This is a genomic window from Labrys sp. WJW, assembly GCF_001676615.1.
Taxonomy (GTDB): Bacteria; Pseudomonadota; Alphaproteobacteria; order Rhizobiales; family Labraceae; genus Labrys; species Labrys sedimenti.
This window is the reverse complement of sequence record NZ_LYXZ01000027.1, coordinates 49,434-73,686: the sequence shown is the minus strand read 5'-3', so window position 1 is coordinate 73,686 and position 24,253 is coordinate 49,434. Positions and strand designations below refer to the sequence as shown.

The 24,253-nt window shown below is 62.8% G+C and carries 23 protein-coding genes; 12 read left to right on the top strand and 11 right to left on the bottom strand.

The genetic code is table 11. The features are described 5' to 3' along the window. Nucleotides 1-68 precede the first annotated feature (68 nt). The 8 genes from BA190_RS17685 (at nucleotide 69) to BA190_RS17655 (ending at nucleotide 9,605) form a co-directional block, all read left to right on the top strand. Nucleotides 69-1,094, top strand: a complete 1,026-nt coding sequence (locus tag BA190_RS17685) for a sugar ABC transporter substrate-binding protein (RefSeq protein ID WP_068290218.1) — start codon at nucleotides 69-71, stop codon at nucleotides 1,092-1,094. A gap of 117 nt (nucleotides 1,095-1,211) precedes the next feature. After that, nucleotides 1,212-3,755: an ATP-binding cassette domain-containing protein gene (locus BA190_RS35360; protein WP_082979829.1), complete on the top strand. Its 2,544-nt coding sequence runs from the start codon at nucleotides 1,212-1,214 to the stop codon at nucleotides 3,753-3,755. A gap of 9 nt (nucleotides 3,756-3,764) precedes the next feature. Continuing rightward, a complete protein-coding gene (locus BA190_RS17675) occupies nucleotides 3,765-4,742 on the top strand; it encodes an ABC transporter permease (protein WP_202908483.1) in 978 nt (325 codons plus the stop codon). Then, complete coding sequence (locus BA190_RS17670) at nucleotides 4,739-5,548, top strand: creatininase family protein (protein ID WP_068290216.1); 810 nt, start codon at nucleotides 4,739-4,741, stop codon at nucleotides 5,546-5,548. Before BA190_RS17675 ends, BA190_RS17670 begins: the two co-directional genes overlap by 4 nt. After that, nucleotides 5,545-7,071 carry an aldehyde dehydrogenase gene (locus BA190_RS17665; protein WP_082979828.1) on the top strand — a complete coding sequence of 509 codons (1,527 nt, stop codon included), beginning with the start codon at nucleotides 5,545-5,547 and terminating at the stop codon, nucleotides 7,069-7,071. The genes BA190_RS17670 and BA190_RS17665 overlap by 4 nt, the downstream gene beginning before the upstream one ends. A gap of 35 nt (nucleotides 7,072-7,106) precedes the next feature. Then, nucleotides 7,107-8,822: a GMC family oxidoreductase gene (locus BA190_RS17660; protein ID WP_068290214.1), complete on the top strand. Its 1,716-nt coding sequence runs from the start codon at nucleotides 7,107-7,109 to the stop codon at nucleotides 8,820-8,822. Between the two features lie 110 nt (nucleotides 8,823-8,932). Then, entirely contained in the window at nucleotides 8,933-9,187 is a 255-nt protein-coding gene (locus tag BA190_RS35980) for a transporter substrate-binding protein (protein ID WP_245314790.1), read from the top strand. 67 nt (nucleotides 9,188-9,254) lie between these two features. After that, a complete protein-coding gene (locus BA190_RS17655; RefSeq protein WP_068290212.1) occupies nucleotides 9,255-9,605 on the top strand; it encodes a YidB family protein in 351 nt (116 codons plus the stop codon). 285 nt (nucleotides 9,606-9,890) lie between these two features. Here BA190_RS17655 and BA190_RS17650 read toward each other — a convergent pair whose 3' ends face one another. Next, on the bottom strand, nucleotides 9,891-11,207 hold the full coding sequence (locus tag BA190_RS17650; RefSeq protein ID WP_068290210.1) for an Nramp family divalent metal transporter: 1,317 nt from the start codon (nucleotides 11,205-11,207) through the stop codon (nucleotides 9,891-9,893). A gap of 287 nt (nucleotides 11,208-11,494) precedes the next feature. Between BA190_RS17650 and BA190_RS17645 the strand changes: the two genes are divergently transcribed. Beyond that, nucleotides 11,495-11,980: a ferritin-like domain-containing protein gene (locus tag BA190_RS17645; protein WP_068290208.1), complete on the top strand. Its 486-nt coding sequence runs from the start codon at nucleotides 11,495-11,497 to the stop codon at nucleotides 11,978-11,980. Nucleotides 11,981-12,583: 603 nt separating this feature from the next. Here the strand turns inward: BA190_RS17645 and BA190_RS17635 are convergent. From BA190_RS17635 to treY, 4 genes are all read right to left on the bottom strand, one after another. Beyond that, a complete protein-coding gene (locus BA190_RS17635) occupies nucleotides 12,584-12,802 on the bottom strand; it encodes a hypothetical protein (protein WP_068290204.1) in 219 nt (72 codons plus the stop codon). Nucleotides 12,803-13,168: 366 nt separating this feature from the next. Beyond that, nucleotides 13,169-13,402: a hypothetical protein gene (locus tag BA190_RS17630; RefSeq protein WP_156771569.1), complete on the bottom strand. Its 234-nt coding sequence runs from the start codon at nucleotides 13,400-13,402 to the stop codon at nucleotides 13,169-13,171. A gap of 154 nt (nucleotides 13,403-13,556) precedes the next feature. Further along, a complete protein-coding gene (gene treZ / locus BA190_RS17625) occupies nucleotides 13,557-15,365 on the bottom strand; it encodes a malto-oligosyltrehalose trehalohydrolase (RefSeq protein WP_082979827.1) in 1,809 nt (602 codons plus the stop codon). Beyond that, on the bottom strand, nucleotides 15,362-18,073 hold the full coding sequence (treY, locus tag BA190_RS17620; protein WP_068290201.1) for a malto-oligosyltrehalose synthase: 2,712 nt from the start codon (nucleotides 18,071-18,073) through the stop codon (nucleotides 15,362-15,364). Before treY ends, treZ begins: the two co-directional genes overlap by 4 nt. A 56-nt stretch (nucleotides 18,074-18,129) precedes the next feature. Between treY and BA190_RS17615 the strand changes: the two genes are divergently transcribed. Beyond that, entirely contained in the window at nucleotides 18,130-18,429 is a 300-nt protein-coding gene (locus BA190_RS17615; RefSeq protein WP_068290198.1) for a hypothetical protein, read from the top strand. A 1,379-nt stretch (nucleotides 18,430-19,808) separates the two neighbouring features. Here the strand turns inward: BA190_RS17615 and BA190_RS36500 are convergent. The 5 genes from BA190_RS36500 to BA190_RS17585 all read right to left on the bottom strand — a co-directional run bounded on the left by BA190_RS36500 (nucleotide 19,809) and on the right by BA190_RS17585 (nucleotide 22,341). Continuing rightward, nucleotides 19,809-20,054 (bottom strand): DUF982 domain-containing protein, encoded by a 246-nt coding sequence (locus BA190_RS36500; RefSeq protein ID WP_068290194.1) that lies wholly within the window; start codon nucleotides 20,052-20,054, stop codon nucleotides 19,809-19,811. A 76-nt stretch (nucleotides 20,055-20,130) separates the two neighbouring features. Further along, nucleotides 20,131-20,373, bottom strand: coding sequence for a DUF982 domain-containing protein (locus BA190_RS17600; protein WP_068290191.1), 243 nt, complete (start codon nucleotides 20,371-20,373; stop codon nucleotides 20,131-20,133). Nucleotides 20,374-20,433: 60 nt separating this feature from the next. After that, nucleotides 20,434-20,661, bottom strand: coding sequence for a DUF982 domain-containing protein (locus BA190_RS17595; protein WP_068290190.1), 228 nt, complete (start codon nucleotides 20,659-20,661; stop codon nucleotides 20,434-20,436). Nucleotides 20,662-20,769: 108 nt separating this feature from the next. Beyond that, on the bottom strand, nucleotides 20,770-21,744 hold the full coding sequence (locus BA190_RS17590; RefSeq protein ID WP_068290188.1) for an ABC transporter transmembrane domain-containing protein: 975 nt from the start codon (nucleotides 21,742-21,744) through the stop codon (nucleotides 20,770-20,772). Between the two features lie 294 nt (nucleotides 21,745-22,038). Then, the gene (locus tag BA190_RS17585) at nucleotides 22,039-22,341 is read right to left on the bottom strand and encodes a YMGG-like glycine zipper-containing protein (RefSeq protein WP_068290186.1); all 303 of its coding nucleotides are present in this window, start codon (nucleotides 22,339-22,341) and stop codon (nucleotides 22,039-22,041) included. A 307-nt stretch (nucleotides 22,342-22,648) separates the two neighbouring features. Between BA190_RS17585 and BA190_RS17580 the strand changes: the two genes are divergently transcribed. Then, the gene (locus BA190_RS17580) at nucleotides 22,649-22,810 is read left to right on the top strand and encodes a DUF1328 family protein (RefSeq protein ID WP_068290184.1); all 162 of its coding nucleotides are present in this window, start codon (nucleotides 22,649-22,651) and stop codon (nucleotides 22,808-22,810) included. 741 nt (nucleotides 22,811-23,551) lie between these two features. Then, complete coding sequence (locus BA190_RS17575; RefSeq protein ID WP_068290182.1) at nucleotides 23,552-23,785, top strand: cold-shock protein; 234 nt, start codon at nucleotides 23,552-23,554, stop codon at nucleotides 23,783-23,785. A gap of 33 nt (nucleotides 23,786-23,818) precedes the next feature. Here the strand turns inward: BA190_RS17575 and BA190_RS17570 are convergent, their stop codons facing one another. Beyond that, the gene (locus tag BA190_RS17570) at nucleotides 23,819-24,181 is read right to left on the bottom strand and encodes a hypothetical protein (protein ID WP_068290180.1); all 363 of its coding nucleotides are present in this window, start codon (nucleotides 24,179-24,181) and stop codon (nucleotides 23,819-23,821) included. Nucleotides 24,182-24,253: the final 72 nt, after the last annotated feature.

The following is a 24,253-nucleotide window of genomic DNA, read 5'->3' as shown; positions in this document are numbered from 1 at the left end:
AAGTACGTACAAACAAGAAGCACGTAAACGTCCAAACCAAAAGCCATCCAGGCAAAGGAGGAGTTCATATGCGTAGCATCTTCAAGACATCGGTGGCGTTGTTCGCGTTGGCGCTTGCCATGCCGTCTTTGGCGCAGGCCAAGGACAAGGTCCTCGGCGTCGCCGCCATCGACCTGCAAAACTCCTTCTATGTGCGCATGAAGGAAGCGGGTGACGTCGCTGCCAGGGATTATGGCGTGCGCTCCACCTGGCAGAGCGCGGAGGGAAGTCTCGAGAAGGAAGTGGCCATCATCGAGAACTTCATCAACCAGGGCGTCAGCGCCATTCTGGTCGATCCGCTCGACAAGAATGCCCTGGTGCCGGTGATCAAGAAGGCGCTCGCGGCCGGCATTCCCGTTGTCACCATGGGCAACAAGGTGGAGGCGGACGGCAATTATTCCACCCTCTATCCCGACTATGACAACATGGCGATGGTGGCCCGTGCCATCGGTGCCTCGCTCGGCGGGGAGGGTGAGATCGCCCTGCTCGTCGGCTCTCGCGGCAATTTCGTGTCCGACACCCGCGAAAAGGGCTTCGTCGAGACCCTGGCCAAGGAATATCCCAAGATCAAGATCGTCGGTGTGGAGCCGACCAATTGGGATGCCGCCAAGGCGACGAATGCCGCACAGACCTGGCTGACGACCTATCCCGACCTCAAGGCGATCGCCTGCATCTCCGACAGCCTGTGCCTGGCGGCGGATTCGGTCGCCAGTTCCATGGGTTCGAACCTGATCTATGGCGGCTATGACGGCGATGCCGAGATGAAGGAACTGATCGACAGCGGCAAGATGGTGCTCGATGTCCTCACCGGCGCCAATCGCGTCGGCTATTGGAACATCGCGGTCGCGACCCGTCTGGCCAATGGCGAGAAGCTGCCGAAGGATCTCTACATGCCGACCTATTTCGTCACCTCCGACGAAACGGCGAAGAAGCTGAAGGCGGCCGGGCTGAACTTCGAGCATATCAACACCGACAAGCAGGCCATCGAGGCCAAGAACTACACCGAGCAGCTCGGCCCCAAGGTGCCGGCCTCGGCCATGACGGTCGGAAAATAAACCGGACGTCTTCTGCCGGCGCGGCCGATCCGTGCCGGCAGTCGCTTGCCTGTATGCCGCAGCGCGCCTCGCCGCGCCGCAAGTGATGACCGGCCCGATCGCTATTTGGGGGAAATCATGTCCCAGCTGAGATTATCGAGCCTTTTCAGGCGGAACGAGCCGGTATTGATCCTCGTCTTCGTGCTGGCGGTCGTGGTGTTCGGCTGGATCGATCCGCGCTTCCTGACGGCCGGCAATTTCGTCAGCATCGCCCAGCAGAGTTCGGTGATCGCCCTGATCGCCTTCGCGATGACCGCCGTCATCATCGCACGGGGCATCGATATTTCGGTGGGCAGCACGCTGGCTTTTGCCGGCGTGGCCGCCGGCCTCGTCCATGCCGCGTCGGGATCGGCCGTGCTCACGCTGGCGGCGGCGATCGGAAGCGGTGCACTTGTCGGGCTCCTCAACGGCATCCTGATCGGGTCTGCCGGCATTTCGCCGTTCATGGCCACGCTCGCCACCATGGCTTTCGCCCGCGGCCTTTCGCTCAGCCTGTCCAGGGCGTCGAGCATCACCATCGCCGATCCGGTCGTGCTCTATGCCGGACGGGAGACGTTCGGGTTGTTGCCGGTGTCCGTCGTCATTGCCCTGGCCGTTCTGCTGGCCTGGTGGTTCGTGCTCAAGCGCACCGTCTATGGGCGCTGGATCTATGCGGTCGGCGGCAATGCCGAGGCCGCCCGCGCCTCGATGGTGCCGGTCGGCCCGGTCCGCATCTCCGTCTATCTCATCGCCGGCGCCACGGCGGGACTCGGCGCCATCCTGACCATTGGCCGCCTCGGTTCCGCCCAGCCTTTAGCGGGCACCGGCCTTGAATTCACCGCGATCACCGCTGCCATCGTCGGCGGCACGAAACTGTCGGGCGGCCGGGGCTCGATCTGGGGAACGGCGCTCGGCGCCATGCTGCTCGGGGTGATCAATACCGGCCTGTCCTTCCTGCAGGTGCCGCAGATCGTCATCTACTACATCACCGCGGCGCTGATCCTGGCGGCCGTGCTGGCCAGCCAGCCCGAGAGCGTGACCTCGCTGTTTTCCAGCTTGCGGCGCACGACACCGAAAAGAACCGATGGAGCACTTGCTGTGTCGCCCACCGGCGCGGGCGGTGCCCACAGCATTGCCCTGCGCGGAATCGGCAAGGTGTTTCCGGGCGTCAAGGCGCTCGACGGCGTGTCTTTTACTGTCTCGTCCGGCGAGGTGGTCGCGCTCGCCGGCGAGAACGGGGCCGGCAAGTCGACCCTGGTGAGATGCATCTCCGGAATCTATCGCCCCGACGAGGGCGAGATCGTCATCGATGGCAAGACCGTCGACTTTCATTCCTCCAACGAGGCGCGCGACATCAGTGTCATCCATCAGCATTTCAGCCTGTCGCCCGACCTGACGGTTGAGGAGAACCTGTTCGTCGGCCGCGAGCCGCGCACGCGCCTGGGCCTGCTCGACCGGGCCCGGATGCGCCGCGAAGCCCAGGCCGTCATGGACGAGTTTTCGCTCGACATTCCGGTCGACGCCGAACTGCGCTCGCTATCCGTGGGCCGGCAGCAAATGGTGGAGATCGCGCGCGCGGTTCTGTCCGATGCCTGGTTCATGGTGATGGACGAGCCGACCAGCGCGCTCTCCAACCGCGAGCGCGACCAGCTCTATGGGCTGATCGACAGGCTCAAGGCCCGCGGAGCCGGCATCCTCTACATCTCCCACAAGATGGAGGAGATCTTCAATCTGTGTGGCCGCGTCGTCGTCCTGCGCGACGGCAAATTCATCGGCGAGCGCCGCACGGCCGAGACGAACGAGGCCGAGATCGTCTCGATGATGGTGGGGCGCGATGTCGGTGATGTCTTCCCCCACCACCAGGCCGATATCGGCGAAAGGGCCATCGAGGTCGAGGCGCTGTCCGACGGCAAGCTGCTCAAATCCGCTTCGCTCAACGTGCATCGCGGCGAGATCGTCGCACTGGCCGGCCTGATGGGCAGCGGACGTTCGGAAGTGCTGCGCCTCATCGCCGGCATGGCTGCGCCGCAGAGCGGGGCGATCACCATCTTCGGCAGGCCCCAGCGGGGAGCGGACCTGAAGGCCGCCAATCGCGCGGGCATCGTCTATATTCCCGAGGACCGCCATCTGGAAGGGTTCGTCGGCACCATGTCGGTCAGCGACAACCTTTCGCTGGCATGGATCCGGGGCCATAGCCGCCTCGGCATTCTTTCCCCGGCCCGGATCGCCGCGCTGGCGCGCGAGCTGATCGGCTCGCTCGGCGTACGCCCGGCACAGCCCGGGAAGGCGACGATCGAGCTTTCCGGCGGCAACCAGCAGAAAGTCGTGATCGGCAAATGGCTGGCGACCAAACCCAGGATCATCCTGCTCGACGAGCCGACGCGCGGCGTCGACGTCGGCGCAAAATCCGAGCTGCACCGCCTCATCGCCGGGCTCAAGCAGGAGGGCGCCGCCATCTTGATGGTGTCGAGCGAACTGCCGGAGGTGCTCGGCGTCGCCGATCGCATCGTGGTCATGCGCCAAGGCCATTCGGTCGGGGAGCTCGCACGCGGGGCGACGGAAGAGCAGGTCATGGCACTGGCATTCGGCGATCGGGCGACGGCCAAGCCGGCCGATCTCCTTGCAAGCGCCCAACAGCGATAGGAGCGGCACATGACGATCGCGATGAGGAAAGGCGTGCTGCCGCGCATTCTCGATCTCTCCCCGCTGATCCTGCTGGCGGGATTGGCCATCGTCTTCGGCTTGCTGGATCCCAGGGTGGTGTCCGGCCAGAGCCTGATCAACATCGTATCGCAAGCCACACCCGTGGCCGTGCTGGCACTCGGCGCGATGATCGTGCTGCTGACGGGCGGCATCGATCTGTCGGCCGGCATCGGCGTCGCCTTTTGCGCTGTGCTGGTCGCGAGCCTGATCGATGCGGGCACGGGGCTTGCCGGTGCGCTGGCGATCGGGCTGTGCGCCATGCTCCTCGTCGGTCTGGCGAACGGCCTGGTGGTCGCGCTCCTGCGCATACCGCCCTTCGTGACGACGCTGGCCTCCATGGTGGCCCTGCAGGGCGCCACGCTGGCCGTCGCCTCCAAGGGCGTGCTGGTGGTTCGCGAGCCCGTGCTCAAATTCGTCGGCGTCGAACGTTCCTTCGGCCTGCCCCACGTCATCTTCGCCACGGTGATCATCGTGCTTCTGGCCATGGTGCTGATGCGCCGCAGCCGCTTCGGCCTGCGCACTTATGCGCTCGGCTCCGATCCGGCCGCGGCGGAACTCGCCGGCATCCCGGTCGTCAGGCACACTGTCCTGGTCTATGCCGCCTCCGGCCTGTTCGCGTTCCTCACGGCAGTCATCATGATCAGCCGCGTGCCGGTGGTCACGCCCAATATCGGCGGCACCTCGCTGCTGCTGGATGCCATCGCCGCTGCCGTCCTTGGCGGGACGAGCATATTCGGCGGCCGCGGCACGGTCTGGGGCGCAGTCGTCGGGGCGCTGATCGTCAGTCTTCTCACCACCGCCTTGCGCATTTTCGGGACCGACCCGTCCAGCCTGGAGCTCTACAAGGGCGCGATCATCATGCTGGCCCTGCTGGCCGACGCCGCCATGACCCATGCCAAAACCCGCCTCATGGAGATTGCCCGATGACGACGCCTCTTCCCGGTCGGGACGATCCGGGAGCAACCGCGTTTGCCGCCATGACCAGCCCCGATGCGCGGGCGCTGGTAGCCTCGCAGCCCCTGCGCCCCGTCGCGCTGCTGCCGACGGGCGCCGTCGAGCAGCATGGCCCGCATCTGCCGCTCGGCGTCGACATCTGGCTGGCGAGCGCGGTGGCGCGGGCTGTCGCCGAAGGGCAAGCGGGCATGCGGGTTTGCGAGCCCTTCGCCTACGGGTCGTCCCAGCACCACCGCGCCTTTGCCGGCACGATGAGCCTCAGCCCGCAGACCTTCATCGCGGTCCTGGCCGATCTCGGCGAATGCCTGTGGAGCGACGGTTTCCTGCCCGTCATCCTCAACGGGCATGGCGGGAACCGGGCCGCCATCCAGGTCGCAGTGACCACGCTGGGCCAGCGCGGCGTGGTCGCCGCTGGCTTTTCCTATTTCGATCTGATCGCCGACATCGCCGCCGAAACATTGCCGGATGCCGCCGGCGGAACCGGCCATGCCTGTGCGCTTGAAACCTCGCTGATGATGCACGTGCTGCCCCAAACCGTGCACGAGGACCGTATCCCCGCCGGGACGACACCGCCGAGCTGGCCCGACCCCCATCTGTTTGCGGGATCTGCTGTCACCGTGTGGCGGCCCTTCGAGGCGATACGGGACAATGGCGTCATCGGCACCCCGTCACAGGCTTCGCCTGCTGCCGGTGCGCTTCTGTTCGAGGCAGCCGTCAGCCGCAGCCGCGAGGCCGTCCTCGCCATCCAATCCAATTATGGTCAAAGGAGTTCACGATGACCGTTCAGTTCAGATCTTCCCTCGAAGGGCCTCATCTGCGCGGCATGGCCATCGTGAACGAGCCCGACACAAGTCTGCGGCTGGGTACAAACCGTATCGGTTCGACCTGGGCAGCCGGCAGTTCGGGCCGGTTCCTGAAGGTCGACAGCCCGGCAACCGGTGAAGCGCTGGGCTATCTGGCGCTCTCCACGCGCGGGGATGTCTCCCGGGCCGTGCAGGCGGCGGAGGGCGCGCGCGAAACCCTGCGCCGGATGGGCGTCTTCGCCCGGGCGGCTCTTTGCCTGAAGATTGCCGAGGAAATCGAGCGGCGGGGCGATGAGCTGGCGCGCCTGCTCTGTCTCGAGCAGGGCAAGCCGTTCCACGCCGAGGCCAAGGCCGAGGTTGCGGGCGCGGCGCTCGGTTTTCGCAACGCCGCCGAGCAGATGAAATGGCTGGAGACCTCGGCCTTTGCCGTCGCCGATCCCAACAAGCGTGCCTTCAGCTTCCTGCAGCCCAAGGGCGTCTTCGCCATCATAACGCCCTGGAACTTCCCGCTCGCGCTGCCCTGCCTCTACTATCTCGGCCCCGCCATAGCCACCGGCAACACGGTGGTCTGGGTGCCTGCTCCTACCACCTCGTTGATCGCGGTGGCCTTGATGGAATGCCTGATCGAGGCCGGCCTGCCGGATGGCGTGGTCAATCTGGTGCTGGGTGACGGCGCCGAAGTCGGCGACGAGGCCGTGATCCATCCCGGCACCCATGCCGTCGGCTTTACCGGCAGTTCGGCCACGGGAGCGCGGATCGCCAGCCGCGGGGCGGGCAAGCCGCTGCTGCTGGAAATGGGCGGCAACGGCCCCACCATCGTCCTGCCCGATGCCGATATCGACAGGGCCGCAGCCAAGGTCGGCGCCGGCTGTTTTGCCAATGCCGGCCAGATCTGCACCGCGACCGAACGGATTCTCGTGCACAAATCCGTGCATGACCGCTTCATCGACGGCCTCGTCAAGGCGGCCGGTGCCGTACGCATGGGCGATCCCTTCGATCCGGCGACCACCATGGGTCCGCTGAACAATGCCGCGGGCCTCGACAAGATGCTGAGCCACATGGACGACGCCCTGGCGCGCAAGGCCCAGGTGGTGACCGGCGGCAGGATCGCCGCCGGCATGCCGACAAATCTCTATTTCGAACCCACGGTGGTGACCGGGCTGGGCCGCGAAAGCCTGCTTAATGTCGAGGAATCCTTCGGTCCCGTGGCGCCGGTGCTGAGCTTCGAGACCGACGAGGAGGCGTTGGAGCTTGCCGCCTCCAGTCCGTTCGGGCTCTCGGCTGCCGTCTTCACCAGCACCATCGCCAAGGCCTTCTTCTATACCGAGGGCCTCAGGGTCGGCATCGTCAACGTCAACGAGAAGAGCTGCTACTGGGAACCCCACATCCCGGCGGGCGGGGCGGCGGGCACGCAAAGCGGCCTGGGCCGGACCGGCGGGCGGCACACGCTCATGGAGATGTGCGACCTCAAGACGATGACGATCGACCTCGCCCGATAGGCCGCCAGCCAGGATTGCAACAGGAGCATCGTGCCATGACCACCGCCGAGCCGGACAGGGTGGACTATGTCATTGTCGGCGGCGGGTCGGCGGGCTGCGTGCTCGCCGCCAGGCTGACCGAGGACCCGGCCGTTCGCGTGATCCTTCTGGAGGCGGGCATGGATGCGGCGCGCCCGGAGGATTTTCCCGATCTCGCCTCGCCCTATCCCGGCATTGCATACTCCAACCCGCGCTACACCTGGGACGGCCTCAAGGCCTCCTTGCCCTATGGCGGTTCCAACCGGCCGGAAAGCAAGAGCACCCGCTATGAACAGGCCCGGGTCCTGGGGGGCGGGTCCGCCATCAACGGAATCGGTGCCAATCGCGGTGCCCCGTTCGATTATGACGAATGGCGCGACATGGGCCTGGAAGGCTGGTCGTGGGAGGCCTGCTTTCCCTATTTCAAGAAGCTCGAGCGCGACCTCGATTTTGACAATCATTTCCATGGCAGGAGCGGCCCGTTTCCGATCCGCCGGCGCGGCGAGGAGATCTGGACTCCCTTCACCCGTGCCATGCTGGCGGTCTGCAAGGCGCGCGGCATTGCCTTCCTGCCGGACCAGAACGGCGTGTGGGAAGAGGGCACCTTCGAAATGGCCGTCAACATGGACGAACGGCGCCGCCGCGTCAGCACGGCCTGGGCCTATCTGACGCCGCAGGTCAGGGCGCGGCCCAACCTGGAAATTCGTACTCACACCACCGTCTCTCGCATCGTCCTGGCCCATGGCAAGGCCGATGGTGTGATCGCCATGCGAGGAGACGCCAGCCAGATCCTGCGTGCGAACCGGATTGTGCTGTGCGCCGGCGCCCTGTCCTCGCCTGCCATCCTCATGCGCTCGGGCATCGGCCCGGCCCCTCATCTGGGCGATTGCGGCATCGAGGCCCTGCATCACCTGCCCGGCGTCGGGCAGAACCTGATGGAGCATCCCTCGGCCGGCATCGTGCCCTTCCTGAGGCCGGCCGCTCGCCAGCGCGGCGTGCCCGACTACCACATTCCCATCGGCTATCGCTTCTCCTCCGGCCTGGAAGGATGTCCGCCGGGGGACATGCATATGAACTTCGTCACCCGCGCAGCCTGGCATGCCGTAGGCCGCCAACTCGGCTCGGTCTTCTTTTGGGTGAACAAGTCCTATTCGCGTGGCCAGCTCCTGCTCGATCCCGCATCCCCGGACGGCCCGCCGCGCATCGATTTCCGCATGCTCTCCGACAGGCGCGACCTCGTGCGTCTGGCCGATGCCTTCGAGCGTGCCGTGAGCCTGGCGCTCGACCCAACGGTAGATTCGGTGGTTTCCGGCGTTTATGCCGGCGGCATGTCGGAGATCGGCAAGCGTTTTTCCAAGCCGAGCTCGCCCGGTGCCGTCATCACCGGGATCGGAGCGGTGGGCCTCGATCTGATCGGCCGGCTGCGAGACAAGGTGTTTCCCCACATGCTCTCGAACTTCGACGATCCCCTCAGGCTGGTCGGTAACCGCGGCGAGCTCGAGGCCTATATCGCCGAAACCGTCGGCGGCGTCTGGCATCCGTCCGGCACCTGCCGCATGGGTCCCGATGGGGACAGGATGGCGGTGACGGATGCCATGGGACAGGTTCATGGGTTGGAAGGACTGTTCGTCTGCGATGCGTCGCTGATGCCCACGATTCCCTGTGCGAACACGAACCTCCCGACGATCATGATGGCGGAAAAGATCGCCGACGCTCACAAAGGCGTTGCCTGAAAACATGAACATGCTCCTCCTAGTAGCCGGAGAAACCGTGGCGTTTCCTGCTCTCGCCTTTGTCGACCGGCCCGACAGGCGTATTCCCGTGCGTGCTCCGTTCTCCGGCGATGGTTGTGACCAATGACGATTGGAAAATCGGCGTTCTATTATCCAAGAGCGGCGTAACAGCTGCCGCGGAAATAGCCGAAGCAAATGTGACGCTCCTGGTCACCGAAGAAATCAACGCTCCGGGAGGCGTGCTGGGGCGGAGAATTGCGGCATGCGAAGGGCCTCTGTCCGGTTTGGAGCGGCCCAGCCGCGACGATCAGTTGGCGGCATGCGGTGAGGCTTGCATCATAATGTTACCTAGCGTTACCCTGTAACGCGGGGGCTGTTTACGAGCTGTGCTGCCCTTTGCAGGCAGACTGGCTATCATTTCTGGAGGATGTCATGGGATTGCTCGACAACATTCTTGGTGCATTGCAAGGGCAGGCTGGAAGTTCGATTTCCGATTTGGTGTCACAGCACTTGCCCGATCTCCTCGGGCAACACGGTATTGATGGCCTGCAGGGACTGACTACTCAGTTGTCGCAAGGCGGGCTGGGCGAAGCAGTTTCGTCGTGGATCGGCAACGGAGAAAATCAGGCGGTCACGGCCGACCAGATTTCCCAGGCCCTGGGTTCGCCCATGGTCGCGTCGTTGGCGGAGAAGTTCGGTGTTGATCCGGCCCAGGCGAGCCAGTTCCTTGCCGACCATCTGCCGCAGATCATCTCGACATTCCACGGCAACCAAACGGCCTGAAGGAGCCCGGCCGCTCGATCGAATGGAGAGGCGGCCGGGCTTCGCCAGCAGACTGTGAATACCGCTGGCGATTGCTTCCGCCGGGCGCGACGGAAACAAGGAAGACGGTAGGCCGGCCGGGTCGCGGAATGAAGCTTGATCTTGTTAAATGTTGTTTCGTCAACTCGGCGATCGAGGCGAAGTAGGATAGGGCTTGGCGCCCGCGTATCCCCCTCCTGCCCAAGCGCCCGGCCGATATCGCAGCTGCGGGCCCCTGGCTGAGGCAACGGCTTTTCGACGATACGGCTAGTTCAAGAAGGCGGACGCGCCCATTCCCGCGGCGCATAGCGCCATGACACCCGTGGAGAGCCAGCCGAGGCTCCGTAGCCAGCCGCCAATCACCTGGCTGCCCATGATTTTCTCGTCCGTCGACATCAGCATCATGACGGCCATGATCGGAACAGCGACGACGCCGTTCACCACCGCGCTCCAAAAAAGGGCTTGGATCGGGTTGATCGGGGCGAAATTCAAGGCCACGCCAAGCATGGTCGCGATCGCTATCGTGGCATAGAAGGCCTTGGCGTCCTTGGGCTTGCGGGCCAGGCCGGTGGGCCAGCGTAGCGCTTCGCCGAGCCCGTAGGCGGCCGACCCGGCGAGTACCGGGACGGCCAGCAGCCCCGTCCCCACGATGCCGATCACGAACAAGAGTTCCGCAAATTTGCCTGCCACGGGCTCCAGTGCCTCGGCCGCCTGTGCTGAACTTCCAATGTCGGTGACGTGATGCACATTGAGCGTGGCGGCTGCCGTCACCATGATCGACAGCGCGATGACGTTGGAAACGCCCATGCCCACCAGCGTATCCCATTCAATCCGTTCATCGGCGTCCTTGGCTTGTTCCGGATTATCCTTCAAAGGCTCGCGCTTGGGCTTTTCCTTCAGGTCTTCCACTTCCTGCGAGGCCTGCCAGAAGAAGAGATACGGGCTGATGGTGGTGCCGAAGATCGCGACAATCGCCATGAGATAGTCGGAGGAAAACTCGATATGCGGTATAAAAAACCCCTTGGCCAGAGCCGTCCAGTCGACCTTGACGATGAAAAGTGTGGCGACATAGCTTAGCAGGGCCAGGCTGAGCCATTTGAGAATACGGACATATTTCTTGTATTGCAGGAACACTTGCGCGATTGCGCATCCGGCTCCGAAGAGCACGACATAGATGAGGGCCGGGCCCCCGATGATCAGTTTGACGGCGTCACCCATCGCGCCGATATCGGCCCCGATATTGATGACGTTGGCGGTCACCAGCAGGCAAACGCCCGTATAGACCAGCCAATTGGGATAATATTTGCGCAGATTACCGGCTATGCCTCGTCCCGTGGTCCTGCCGAGACGGGCGCTGATCATCTGGATGGCACTCATGAGGGGATAGGAAAACAGCAAGGTCCAGCTCACGCCATACGCGAATTGCGCACCCACCTGCGAATAAGTCGCAATTCCACTGGGATCGTCGTCGGACGCGCCGGTGATTAGACCCGGGCCGAGAACTTTGAGTATGCGAGGCTTGCTTGGCTCGACAGCCGGGCTGCGTTCAGCTCTTGGATCGAGGTCCCCCTCTGTCCCGCTCATTGTTCCGCCTTGCTGCAGGATGTTCTTGTTGTTGCTCTGGCAGTGTCGGGCGCCGATATGGAAGGCTGCACGTCAACCCGGCGCCGGATCGATATGGCGCGATCCCATCGCTATGCCAGCCTATGAACTCGCTCCGAGGCCTTCGGTTCCGCCAGCGGCCCCGTCCGTTCCTGCAATGGCCCGCCGATGGGGAGGCTAGCGGCCGTATTTTTGCGTGGAACGCATTGCAGGCATCGCAGTTCTGGTCGGTGCCGCGCGGTCGGCTCGGATTGCCTCAGGAGGAACCAATGGCAAAGGAATTGCAGGACCTGTTCGTCGAGACGCTGAAGGACATCTATTATGCTGAAAAGCAGATCTTGCGCGCTTTGCCCAAGATGGCGCGGGAGGCCCAGACGCCGGAGCTGAAGAAGGCCTTCGAGACCCATCGGGAGGAAACCGAGGGACATGTCGATCGTCTGCAGGATATTTTCGAGCAACTCGGAAAGCCTGCACGGGGAAAAACCTGTGATGCGATCCTCGGCATTATCGACGAAGGCAAGGAGGTTATGGAGGAGTTCAAAGGCGCTCCGGCGCTGGACGCCGGTCTCACCGCAGCCGCGCAAGCGGTCGAACATTATGAGATCTCGCGCTATGGCACGTTGAAGACCTGGGCCCAGCAGTTGGGCATGCAGGATATTGCAAAACTCCTCGATCAGACGCTCCAGGAAGAGATCAGGACCGATCAGCTTCTCACCAAGCTCTCGCTGGCAAGCGTCAACAAGAAGGCCGCCTGATCGGCAAACCGGTTGCGCTTGCACGATGCAGCATCATTGGCGCCGGCATCAGGCCGGGGCCTCCCTGCTGAGTTGAGCATCGCCCTCGATGCTGATGACGGCTCCAATATCCCAGCGCCGGTTTCCGGTAGGAACAGGGTGGTCGCTTCCACCTATCGGAGCTGGATCTGAGACTGCGAGACCTGGGTTTCGATCCGAGCCCGGATTTGCTCGGCTTTACCGTGCACGACCACGAAGTGCTCCCTGTCGAAGTACAGAGTCGAAATGTCGCACTCATTGCCTTCGATATAGCAGATGCGGGTCACATTCACTTCGATCGGGTGTCGATCGAAACTTCGTTCGAATGTGCAGAATATCGGGATTGAGGCCTCCGCCCCTTCAGGGCCAGTCGTCTCCTGCACTGCGTCCATTCCTACCATCCCACACAAAAGCGAGCGCAACGATGGCTCTTCCAGTGCGGAAATTTAGCAATGGTGTTTTCGGGATCAAGATCGCCTGAAACTCCATGGTTAAAAAATTGCCCGCTGTGCACAGGGCAGCGAGCGGGCAAATGGGAGCGGGGGACTCATGCGGACTTCTTGCCGGCGGTATCGTTCCTTGTTTTCAGGCCGCGACATCCGCGGGCGGAGTTCTCGACGCGCATGTTTCGATGTGCCTGCGGGTCTCCGTGAGGGTACCCCTGACGACCACGAATTCGTCTCTCCTGAAATACATGGTGGTCGTGCCGTCGTCATTGCCTTCCAGATACAGGATGAGATTCACGTTCACCTCAATCTGGTGGCGATCGAAGCTGCGTTCGAAAATGCAGAAAATCGGTTTCACCGGTCCTGCTCCTTTTGGGTTAGCAGGCCCTGTACTAGGACCGTGGGCCCGATGCCCACTGCATGTCGCTTCTCGCGTTCGCGAGCGCCCTCTACGCCTTCTCCTCTTGGAAAAGAATAGCCCGCTTGCCTATCAGGCAGCGGGCGAGTTGGGCTGTCTAAAGTCGACAATGAGTCAACCGATGAGCGCAGGGATAGTTCCTGACGTTCGTCTCACTCATTGTAACCCTTGCTCGGAGATGCCTTCTTCATCCCCAAAAGCCCCGCCACCGTCTGGAGCAGATTTCTGGGCCTGTTTGGTCATGCCCGAAAATGGCAGGCGGCGACGGTCGAAGTGATCTGGGGTCGATAGGGCCTGCCCGTTGTGCTACCTCTCCGCCTGCAGCGCCGTTCTGCCGGCCTCGGTGATCTCCCAGTAATTGGCCGATGGCCGGGGTTTGATGGCTACGAAGCCCAGGATGCGAAGGCGCCAAAGGGTCCGCTGCGACCGAACGCCTTCGGGCATTTGTCCGATCGGCACGCCCCCAGGCGTCATCCTGACTTCGACACCCGCCTCGAGCGCGGCCAGTGCACGGATCTGGGCAGGGGATAGCTTCGCCATCTGAGCATCGCCGTGCTGGCACATGAGCGCCGATCCAAGCCCTCGGGATGCAGCCTCGATAGGCCTGAGACGCTCATCCTACATGAGATCGGGGCGATGTGGGAGGAATTGCCTCCCGGCTGCGTTGGGGGGCTGCTGGCTCCGTCGAGATACACTACGCCGACGGCCCCTTCGGCGTTTCAAGCGTCCAAATCGTAGTCCAGGCGCCGAGCGTTGTGCCCTCCCATTGACCTTCCGTCCAGACCGGCTGGCCCTCTATGGCGGTCTCCACCGGTTTTGGCGTGTCGCTGAGGTTGAGAGCGAGGCGGAGTACCGCTTTGCTCGTGCTGCGCCAATCGACGCAGACGATCCCATTCTCGCCGACCTTGTATCGACCGGCCTGCAGGAAGGTCGGCATGAGCGGCACGATCTTCATGGCTCGAACCGATAGGATCCGCCGGTACCAGTCCAGCATTTCTGCATGCAGAGACCTCTCCCGCTCCAGCCACAGCAATTTGGCCGAGCGGAAGGTCTGTTCACTGACGGGATCGGGGATGGCTTCGCGCGCCTGCGGATCGGCATAGTCGGGAAAGCGCGAAAATTCCTCGCGCCGTCCCTTGCGCACGGCATCGGCCAGCTCGCCCTCCACGTCGCAGAAGAACGTGAAAGGCGTAGAGGCGGCCCACTCCTCGCCCTGGAACAGCATGGGAATTTGCGGGGCCAGGAGATAGGCCGCCGCAGCGGCCCGGACGGCCTGGAGCGGATGATGGTGATGGATACGGTCTCCCAAAGCGCGATTGCCGATCTGGTCATGGTTCTGCAGGAAGGCGACGAAGGCATCCGGCGGCAAATGAGCCGAGGGTTGCCCGCGGCTACTGCCGCGATAGGCCATCGTCTCGCCCTGGAAGGCAAAGCCCTGAGCCAAGGCGCGGCCGAGCAATTCAGGCCGGTGGGCATAATCCCCATAATAGCCGGCATCCTCGCCGGTTACGGCCACATGCAGGGCGTGATGGACATCGTCATTCCATTGCGCGGTGAAAGCCGGTGTTCCATCCGCTTGCCGGGCGAGCCATTCGGCGCTGTTTTCCTCGTTCTCCAGCACCAGATGGACAGGACGATCGTCGATAACGGCGCCGACCGCGGCGCGGATCTCGGCAAGGAGATGGCGTTCCCCAGCGTCGCGTATCTCGTGCACGGCATCGAAACGCAACCCGTCAAGGCGGAACTCCTTCAGCCAATAGAGCACGTTTTCGGTGGTGAAGGCCCGGATTTCCGCCGATCCCTCGTCATCATAGTTGACGGCGGGACCCCACGGCGTCCGGTGGCGTTCGGTAAAGACGGGAGCATAGAGCGGCAGATAGTTACCCTCGGCGCCATAGTGATTATAGACGACATCGAGCAGCACCGAGAGGCCGAGGCCATGCGCTTCGTCGATGAAGGCCTTCAGTTGCTCCGGCCGGCCATAGGCTGCGTCCGGCGCGAAGGGAAGGACGCCGTCATAGCCCCAGTTGCGTTTGCCTGGAAAATCGGCCACCGGCATGAGCTGGATGGCGGTCACTCCCAGCTCCTTGAGATAGCCGAGCCGCCGTGCCGCGCCGGCGAAGGTTCCTTCCGGCGTGAAGGTCCCGATATGAAGCTCGTAAAGCACCGTTTCGTGCCAGGCGCGTCCCTGCCAGTCCGTGTTGCGCCAGCGATAGGCGGTCGGGTCGACCAGCTCACTCGGACCATGGACGTCCTCGGGCTGGAAGCGGCTGGCCGGATCCGGCACCGTCATGCCGTCTTCCAACACGAAGCGATATCGGGCTCCAAAGTCGGCGGGCACGGCCAGGCAATGCCAGCCGCCGTGGCCCTGCATCGAATAGGTTTTCTGTCCCAACTGCAGGCCGACCCGGCGCTGCCTGGGCGCCCAAAGGCGAAACAACACCTTGCCGTCGCGCAGGACGGGGCCGAAGCGTGGTTCGTAGCGGGCTGGCGGCATGATCATGGCTGCGAGTGCCGGATTGCGGGCGGTGTCTGCGGCACCAGGACGGCGGCGGGCAGCTCTGCCAGCAATATCGCAAGATCGATGCCTTCCTTGCCGGGGGTGATCTGGCGTCCGGACAGGATATCGGCATAGACGGGGCAATGATGGGCGAGGGGTAGAAAGCCATCGATGGGACCGCGGCCGGGAAACCGGGCGGCCACGACGACCAGGGTGCAGTCGCCATGCTGCCGCGCGAAGGCGATGAAGCGATCGCTTGCCATCTCGATCGGCCGATAGTCTCCTGCGGCAAACAAGGCTTCGTGCCGGCGGCGCAACTCGAGCAGCTTGGCGATGGCGGCCAATTTGGCGCTCCCGTCGAGAAGGGTGTCTCGCGCGATTGGTCGAGACTTGTCCAGGCTCTCTTTGCGCCAGGCCCAGTCGACCGGGCGGCGGTTGTCCGGATCGACCAGGCTGAAATCGTAGGCCTCGGCGCCCTGGTAGATATCGGGCACGCCGGGAACGGTGAATTTCAGCACGGTTTGCGTAAGGCTGTTGGCCGCACCGAGTTCGACGATACGCTTTTCGAAACCGATGAAATCGGCAAGGAATTCCCGATTTGCGAAAGCGGCCGCAATCGAGTCGTGCAGGGATTTTTCATAGCTCTCGTCGGGGGCGGCCCAATTGGTGTGAACCTTGGCCTCGCGTGCCGATTTGAGCATGGCCAGCTGGATGCGTTCCCGGAACCGCTCCAACGGCTCGAGGTCGGCAGGTACGAGGTCCGTGGGCCAGGCGCCGACGAGCAACTGGAAGAACAGGAAGAGGTCGTTGCCATCAGGCGCGGCCTCACTTCCCCCCAGCATGGCACGCCAGCGGGCGGTGGCCTCGGCGAAGTCCGTGGGGATCTCGCTGAGAACGGCAAGGCGCGCGCGGCAATCTTCGCCGCGTTTGGTGTCATGCGTCGACGTTGCGAGCAGGGCGCCCGCATGGCGGGCGAGATTGGCGGCATGGAAAGCCTCGACGCCGGCGCCGAGATGGCCTGGATGGCCGCCGACCTCGTTGGCGGCAATGAAGCGGTTGTAGCGATAGAAGGCGGTGTCCTCGACCCCCTTGGCCATGATCGGCCCGGTATATTGCTGGAACCGCATGGCAAAACGCAGGACGTCCTGCCGGCTGAAGCCGCTGCCGGGCCGTGCGACGGCTTTGCCGCTGAGCAGCGAGAACAGGAAGTCGAACACCGAATGGTCTATCCCACGCCCTGAGCGCCGTGCCTGGCTGAAGGCCGTTTCGAGCTCCTGGATGTCGGCAGGGCTGGCACCCTCCGTATCGACATAGGTCCGATAGACCCGAAACCCGGCGACGATTTCCCGGAGTGCACGCTGCAGGACATTGCGGGTAAAATCGGCGGTGCGCGCATTGGAGCGCGCTATGCGGGCTGCCTCGCGAGCCAGCCCGCCGAGCTCGCCGGCCATTTCGTCTTCCATGATGGCCAGCTTGCACTCGCGGCTGATGGCCTTGAAGCTGCGCCGCTCACCGGAAAAGCGGCGATAGAGTTCATCGAGCTGTGCCTGGCCGTTCGGGTCGACCAGCAGATTGGTGAGGAGGTTGGCGAATTCGTAGCCGGTCGTACCGTCGGCGTGCCAATCCTCGCGTAGTTCCTCGCCTTCTGCGAGGATCTTCTCGACGACCAGGTAGATCGGCCGCGGCGCTTTTTCGCGCAAGCGCCGACAATATGTCTTGGGATCCAGCAGGCCATCGATATGGTCGATGCGCAATCCGTCCAGCACGCCCTCGGCGATCAACTCGAAGACAAGGCGATGGGCGTGGTCGAACAACTCCTCATGTTCGATGCGCAAGCCGGCAAGATCGCTGATATTGAAGAAGCGGCGGTAGTTGATATCGTCGGCGGCCACACGGAAATGGGCTACGCGCCAATGTTGGTCGGCGATCAGCCGGTCGAGCCGTTTCCAGCTTTCCAGCTCTCCGGCCATGCCGGCGAAATGCCCCAGACGCTCCGCGACGGCCTCTGCCACCTTCGGCTCTGCTGCGACCAAAGCGGCAAGATCGGCCTTGAGTTGTCCGGCCCTGCGCTGTTCATGCGGGTGGAACCCTTCGAGATGGGAGAAGGCATCGCTCAGTTTTTCGAGATCGGCGTGGTCGCTACCAAGGACGCGGCCATAATGTCCGGGATGGATGGGAAGCTTGTGGGCGCCGTGAGCCCAGATGGCGATCTCCCCGGCCACGGCATCGAAGCATAGCTCGAGACCGCCGCCGGCAAGCACTGCGCCGTACTGGTCGCCGAGAACGGGGACCAGGACCTTGCCCCTGAGATGCGAAGGTTCGGGCTGCCAGTCGATGTCGAACCAGCCGGCATAGGCCGACTCCTGGCCCCATTCGAGCACGTCGAGCCAATAGGGATTGTCGGCACCGTTCACGCCCATATGGTTGGGAACGAAATCGAGGATCAGGCCCAGGCCGTTGGCACGTAGGGCCCTGGTCATCAGATCGAAATCTTCCTTCGTCCCGAGGTCAGGATTGAGGGCCGAGTGATCGACGATATCGTAGCCATGGCTGCTCCCCGGCCTCGCTTTCAGGAACGGGGAGGCATAGACGTGGCTCACGCCCAATTGGGCGAGATAGGCGGCTATGGCTTCGACCGCAGCAAAATTGAAGCGGGCGTTCAGTTGCAAACGATAGGTCGCCCGCGGCGGCGGGCAATCGGCCTTTGACATGGAGCATTCCCGATCGCGTCGTTTCCTGGAACCAGCGGCGACGCTGAAAGTTTCGCGTGGCATGGCTGCAGATGAATGTCGCGACTGGATCTTTCGTGCCGTTCGCGGGTTCGATTGCTCGGGAGGGCAGCACGATGACCTCGATGTTTGATTACGATCCTGAAGAAATCGTCAGTTTCGAAGGCCATGACATCAGCTTGAAGGAAGCCGTGATGCGGTATCGGCAGGCCAGGGCCCACCCGGACCAGTTCACGGACTTTTCGGCTGTTCGGGATCCCGGCAAGACACCTCAGGTCTTCGACGTCGAACACTTCGACGCGTTGATGACGCGGCCCGAGTTTGAGGACTCGGCCTGAGTGCAATGCAGCAGGAACCATACTACCCGCAGCGGTATCGCTTGAAGACTTTCGCGGCACCTGAAGGAACAGCACCCATGGTTTCCGACATTCCCGAGCCTCTTGCGGTAGGGAGCATCGTTACATTCTCCCCCGCCCCTGGCCATAGCCAGCCTGACTTCTACGAGGGTGCTCCGATAACGCTGGTGCCAGGGGTCGGAGAGCCACTGATAGGTCGTATTCTCGCTCACACCGCAGAAGAAGTGGCGGTTGCCGCGGCCGGCGCCCATTTGGTGCTGACCCCTCTCGCAGCGACGTTGGATGAGCATGGAAGTCTCGACTATAAAGGGGCCTGGACGGTTCGATCGACAATGCCGCTGGACTGAGGCCGTCGGCGCCGGAGCCAATCGGGCTGCTCTGCGATGAGGTATTGCCGACGAGGCGGCCCAGCCAGCGTTCCCCCTGGAGAAAGCTCCGCCGGGCCGTGTGTTTCATCCATTTTTGCGGGAACAGTCGTGGTCCGTCATGGTTTGGAAGGGGCGAGGTCGTGGAATGCCTTGTGTCACCCAATGACCGGCCTCGCAGTGTAGAGTCCGGCGGTCCGGTTCCTCGTTGCCGACCTTTCCCCCAGGTCCGAGAGCCGGGCCGTTGCACGAGCAGGGAACAAACAATCGAGACACCTGTTTGGAAGGCGCGAGACGACCGATGCGAAAGCATCGGACGTATCGTTCGGCTGATGGTGAGATCAGTCGAGGCGGCTCGGCCAATGTCGATCACACCGACCTCGGCGGCCGAGCCGCTCAGATCCGGGAGGCTTTCATCCGGCCTGGTTTCGAAGGCAGCGGGCAGAAGACAGGAAGCTGCCCGCTGCCTTCGAAATGGCGTCGGCATGATCCCGGCGCGTCGGACCGCTGTCAGAGAACATGCATCCGATCAGTTCCACCCTTCCTTCTCTTGGCGGGGCGCGGAGGAGGATCCAGGACAGGTCTATCGTCTGCCTGTGCAGGATAGTCGACCTTTGGTCGTACGATCGGTGTTTCGTCTGGCGAAACCTCCTCGACGTCGCGGCCTTTCTTCCTGGTCCCGCTGGGCGGATCCTCGAGTGGTTTCCGGTGCTTCGAAGCGGCCATCCGAACCTCCTTCACGGCATTGCGCGCATATCGTCTTCCTTGCAGGCCCGGTCAGGGGCGCTTTCGGTCATACCTGGTTGGGATCGACCAGAGGGGGCATCTCCGGCGGATTGGGTACATCCGGCGCGATCGGTGTATTCCCCGGCGGCGGAGGCACGATGGGCACTTCATTCGGGGGGCTCGGGTTCGGCTCCGGCATGGGTGGAGGGCTTTCCGTCGGAGCTGGAGACGGGGGCTTGGGTTCTTTCGGATCGGGCATCGTACTCTCCCTCATTGCACGACATGCATGCCGGCTTCTTCACAGGCTTCGATAAAAGCCCTCCGGGCGTGATCGGCCGGGAGTGATCCGGCCAAGGCATCGAGACAAGCGCGTCTGGCAAGCAGGTGCTTGTCTCCGCCTTCGGTTGGCCAATGGTTCAACAGGAAGTCCGAGGCTTCCTCGCAGGAGGCAACCACTCGGAACTGACCTGCGCCAATCTCGAATTTCACGGGGCTGCTCCAGATTTTCATGGCCATGGCACATCTCCGAAACCCAAACATCGTCAGTGCACGACGGTTCCTGCAGCCATGGCCTCGGGCTTTTCCTCTCCGATCATCCGACCACGTGCATTTCAAGTTGCAGACAGGCCTCGATGAATACGGCCCGGGCATCTCCGGCCTCCGCTCCTTCAAGCGCCTCCAGGAATCCCTGACGGCCTGCGGCCGGTTCGCCATCGGAGTCGATGGGCCAATGCTTGAGCAGAAAGATGACAGCTTCATCCGTCGAGCCGACTATGCGGTAGTCACCAATATAGGTCTGGAGCTCGACCGGGCGCTGCCAAGCGCGGTTGTACATGTCAACCCTCCGGTTAACCGAACTGCGGCGGGGACATTTCGTTCCGATGGAAGGGCATGATCATGTGAGGATCACCCCGGCTTCCTCCGCGGCGAGCAGGAAAGCCGCCCTGGCGTCTTCGGGATCGCGTTTGCCTTCGATCACCTCGAGGCAGACGCGCTTGGCGAAGTCATACCGCTCGCCGATGTCGGCGGGCCAATTGTTGAGCAGATAGTCGGCGGCCTCGCTTGCGTCGCCGATGGTGATGCCGTCGATATTGATCGGATGGGTGAACGTTGTAGATGTCATCTCCTACCTCCTTGCGAGAAACACGAGGGGAGGGCGATGGTTCCGGTGCGGGCTGTCGAATGGCTCGTTGGCCAGGAAGACCGGCCTCATCATTCGGATGCGCGGCCATCATTCCCGCGGTTGCGAAAGAGAGCTCGGCCGCTCGAGACTGTCTGCTTTCGTGCCGGCATTGCGCAACGCACTGGCAACCAGGTGATAGCGGGCCTGGATCACCCGATAATCGCGATACCAGTTCACCAGGTCACTCCAGGGATCGTTGATCTTTGCAAGCCCGGCGACGAAGGCGACGACGGTTCCGATCTCCGTCCGACCCTGAACGACGAAGTAGCCGCCAATTCCCAGGATGACCGCCGTCCCCAGGGAGTTGAGCCAGTTCATCGTGAAGCTGAGCACGAATTTGAGCCTGAAGATGCTCATGTTCAGGCGGAATACCTGGTCGACGCGCCTGGATTGGGAATGATTGGTCGTTTCGTCGCGTTGGAGCGTGTCGACCAGCATCACGCTGATCTTGCGCAGCACCCAGATGCGAGCCCCCACCCGCCGGTTGATCGCCCCCTGCATCAGCGGGACCAGGAAACATTGCGGCAGAAACACAAGCACGCCGACGAGGGCCATCAATGGCTGGAGATAGATGAGATAGCCGAACACCGACAGCAAGATGCCGATCTGGAGGATCGGGTCAGAAAGGCTCGCGCCGACAAAGCCACCGATCGGATCGACTTCGGCGACGACCATGGCGATTTCGACGCCGCCGGCCTTGCCCGAGGGCAGTTTGGAGTCGGGACGCTGCGCAACATGTGAGATCTCGTTTCGGAGCCATCGCACGGCCGACTCGCCGATCCAATTGCGATAGAGATTGAGGCCGATCTTGATCAGGCCCTGCAGAAACGTCAGGGCGGCGAATATCATCGCCAGTATCAGCACGTTATGGATATCTCCGCCCTTCACGGCGGCGTTGACCAGGCGCCGCTGCACCTCGAGCGGCACGGTATCCGCAACGAACAGCAAAATGGCGCACAGGGCGATCCAGATCTGGTGCCGGCCCGAGACCCAGATGATGAACCCGACCAGGGTCGGCGGCATTTGAGCATTCGGGGAGGTATGCGGGCTCTCATGCGGGCCGGCCTGTGCCGTAACTCGCCTGTAGATCAATACCAAGAATCGTCGAAGCAATGCTTTGCGACCCAGACTGTTGCGTCTTTCAACGTCACCGGAATGCACGCTGTTGATCGGCATCAAGGCCAGACGATCTGCCGGCGCGCATCCGGGAAATGGCTCGTGATCGAGACCTTCCAATCCCGGCCGGAGCAAAGGGCACGGCGCGCGGTGGCTGGACGCGTCGCGATCCGGAGCTGGGAGCAGCTCCGGACCACGGCATCAGTAATAGGCCGTGCATACACGGTTGCCATACTCATCATACCCGATCCGTGCGCATGCGCTGCCGCCGCTGGACGGTGTCGTCGCGGCGCCCACCGCCGCCCCTCCGACGGCACCGATGGCACCACCGATGAGCGCACCGCGGCCGGGATGCCGGTTCGAGACGGCAGCACCCACGGCTGCGCCACCGACGCCGCCGATAACCGCTCCGCCAGCGGCGCGATCGCCCGGATTGTCGCTCGCGCAGGCTGCGACGGAAATCGCCATACCGGCCGCCGCAAATATTCTAAGCAAATCAGCCATGATCGTTATCCCTGGTTGCAACAATGCAAAAACTGCGCAGCCGGCGGATCGTTCCGCTTTCGAATTTGCGAAGTCACGCGTCCAGAGTGTCAGGGATGGTTTCTGATCGAGGAGAGCAGGCAAATCGGAGCCAGCTTCCCGGGCCGGAGAGTATTCCCTGGCCGAAATACTTGGATGTGCAAATCCCGTCAGCATTCGATCGGCTGAACCCAAGTCAGCTGTCAGGATCGGTCCGGTCTCGTCGCCGGGCGCGGGAACAAAGGTCGGCCGTCAAGGTTCGATAGCGCCACATCAAGGAGGTGCCACCATGCTTCACTGGATCCTCATTCTGTTGATCATTGCGGCTGCGGCGAGCCTGTTGGGAATGCCTGCGCTCGCAGGAGCGGCCGCGACGGGAGCCCGGGTGTTGATCGGAATCGCCCTGATCGTGTTCCTGCTGGTGCTGCTGGGTGTTCTCACCGTTGCCTAGGCCCGACATGGTCAATGGGCGTCGGCAAGATCGACTGGCGAGGACGAGGGGCTTGCCCTCGCCGTGACGGGCGACGATCGTTCTGCCGATGCCGACGAGGCAGCGAAGGTTCTGCTTAGGCCGAGGTCCTGTCCGGCATATGCGATTTGAGTGTAGTGAGCGTAAACGAACGCGGCAGGCGGCTCATGTGGTTATCGAGCACGGCTGGAAGAACAGGCCGGTGCGGATGGATTCCATTGGCCGCCCAGCCTCAGTGCCGCTTGAAATACTGGATCTCGCGTTCGTGCTTCTGGGCGGCTTCTTTCGATTGAAAAGTCCCGAGATTGCGCCTCTTGCCCGTCTTGGGATCCGCCTTTCGCGAGTAGATGCGGTATTCTCCTGATTTCAATTTTCGGATCATCGTTCGAATTCTCCTTTGTATCGAAGATTCCGATCCATTGGCCGATCCCAACCACATGAATGATGGCCGAACGGCCCGACCCCGGGGGATCTCGGGTCGATCTGTAGGAGCCGAGCCGCCGCGACCAACGCTTGCGTCGGCCGAACGAAGCCTGAACGTCTGGCGTTCCGTGGCTCGCATCTTCCCAACCCGGTTTGAGCCAGATCGTTCCATGCGGTGCTTCTCGGCATCGCTGGCTTGTCCACCAATCGATCGATGGCCCGTCCGCACGCGGATCGGAACGAATGTCCTCGGCTTGCGTTCAAATTTGATGTGGCGTTCCTGCCATGGAGGGATTGGAAATGATCACCGGCAGCCTGAAATGGTTCAATTACGACAAGGGCTATGGCTTCATCGCGCCCGATGACGGCAGCATCGATGCTTTCGTGCATATCAGGGAGCTCGAACGCAGCGGCATCAGTACGGTGCGTGAGGGCCAGAGAATGGGCTATGAGCTGGTGGTCGATTCCAAGACCGGCAAGTCAAAGGCCGGCAATCTCAAGATCCTGCCGTCCGAGGGAATTGCAGGATCTTGAGCGCGCCTTGCCAAATCAAGGGGCCGGGGCGGTTTACGAGGCGATGACCAGCGTGACCTCGTTCGTGTCATCGAACGTCATCGCGATCACCGAGGACGGCGCCGAACCATAGTCTTCGAGTGCGGCTTGCAGGCGGGGCGTGTCGGCGATGACCTGTCTCATACGCTGCAGTTCGCTCGGGCCTGTTTCGGCAATCTGTTGTTTGGCCGCGATCCGCTGCGGAATCGAGAGTTCGTCGAGGGTTGACACCGTGACGGCCCGGATCTCCCCGGGAGCATGCTCGATGACGCCGTCATTGGGTGTATCCGCCGGGTTGGTCGCGGGCTGGGCCAAGCCAGTGGCAATGCCCGAAGCCAGGATGATCATTGCGAACGTTGCGGACATGAGCTTGCGCATGATGTCTCCTTTCCGCGTTGTGGTCAGGGATCATCACAGGTAAGCCTCGCACGGAAAGGGTTCGATCGTTTG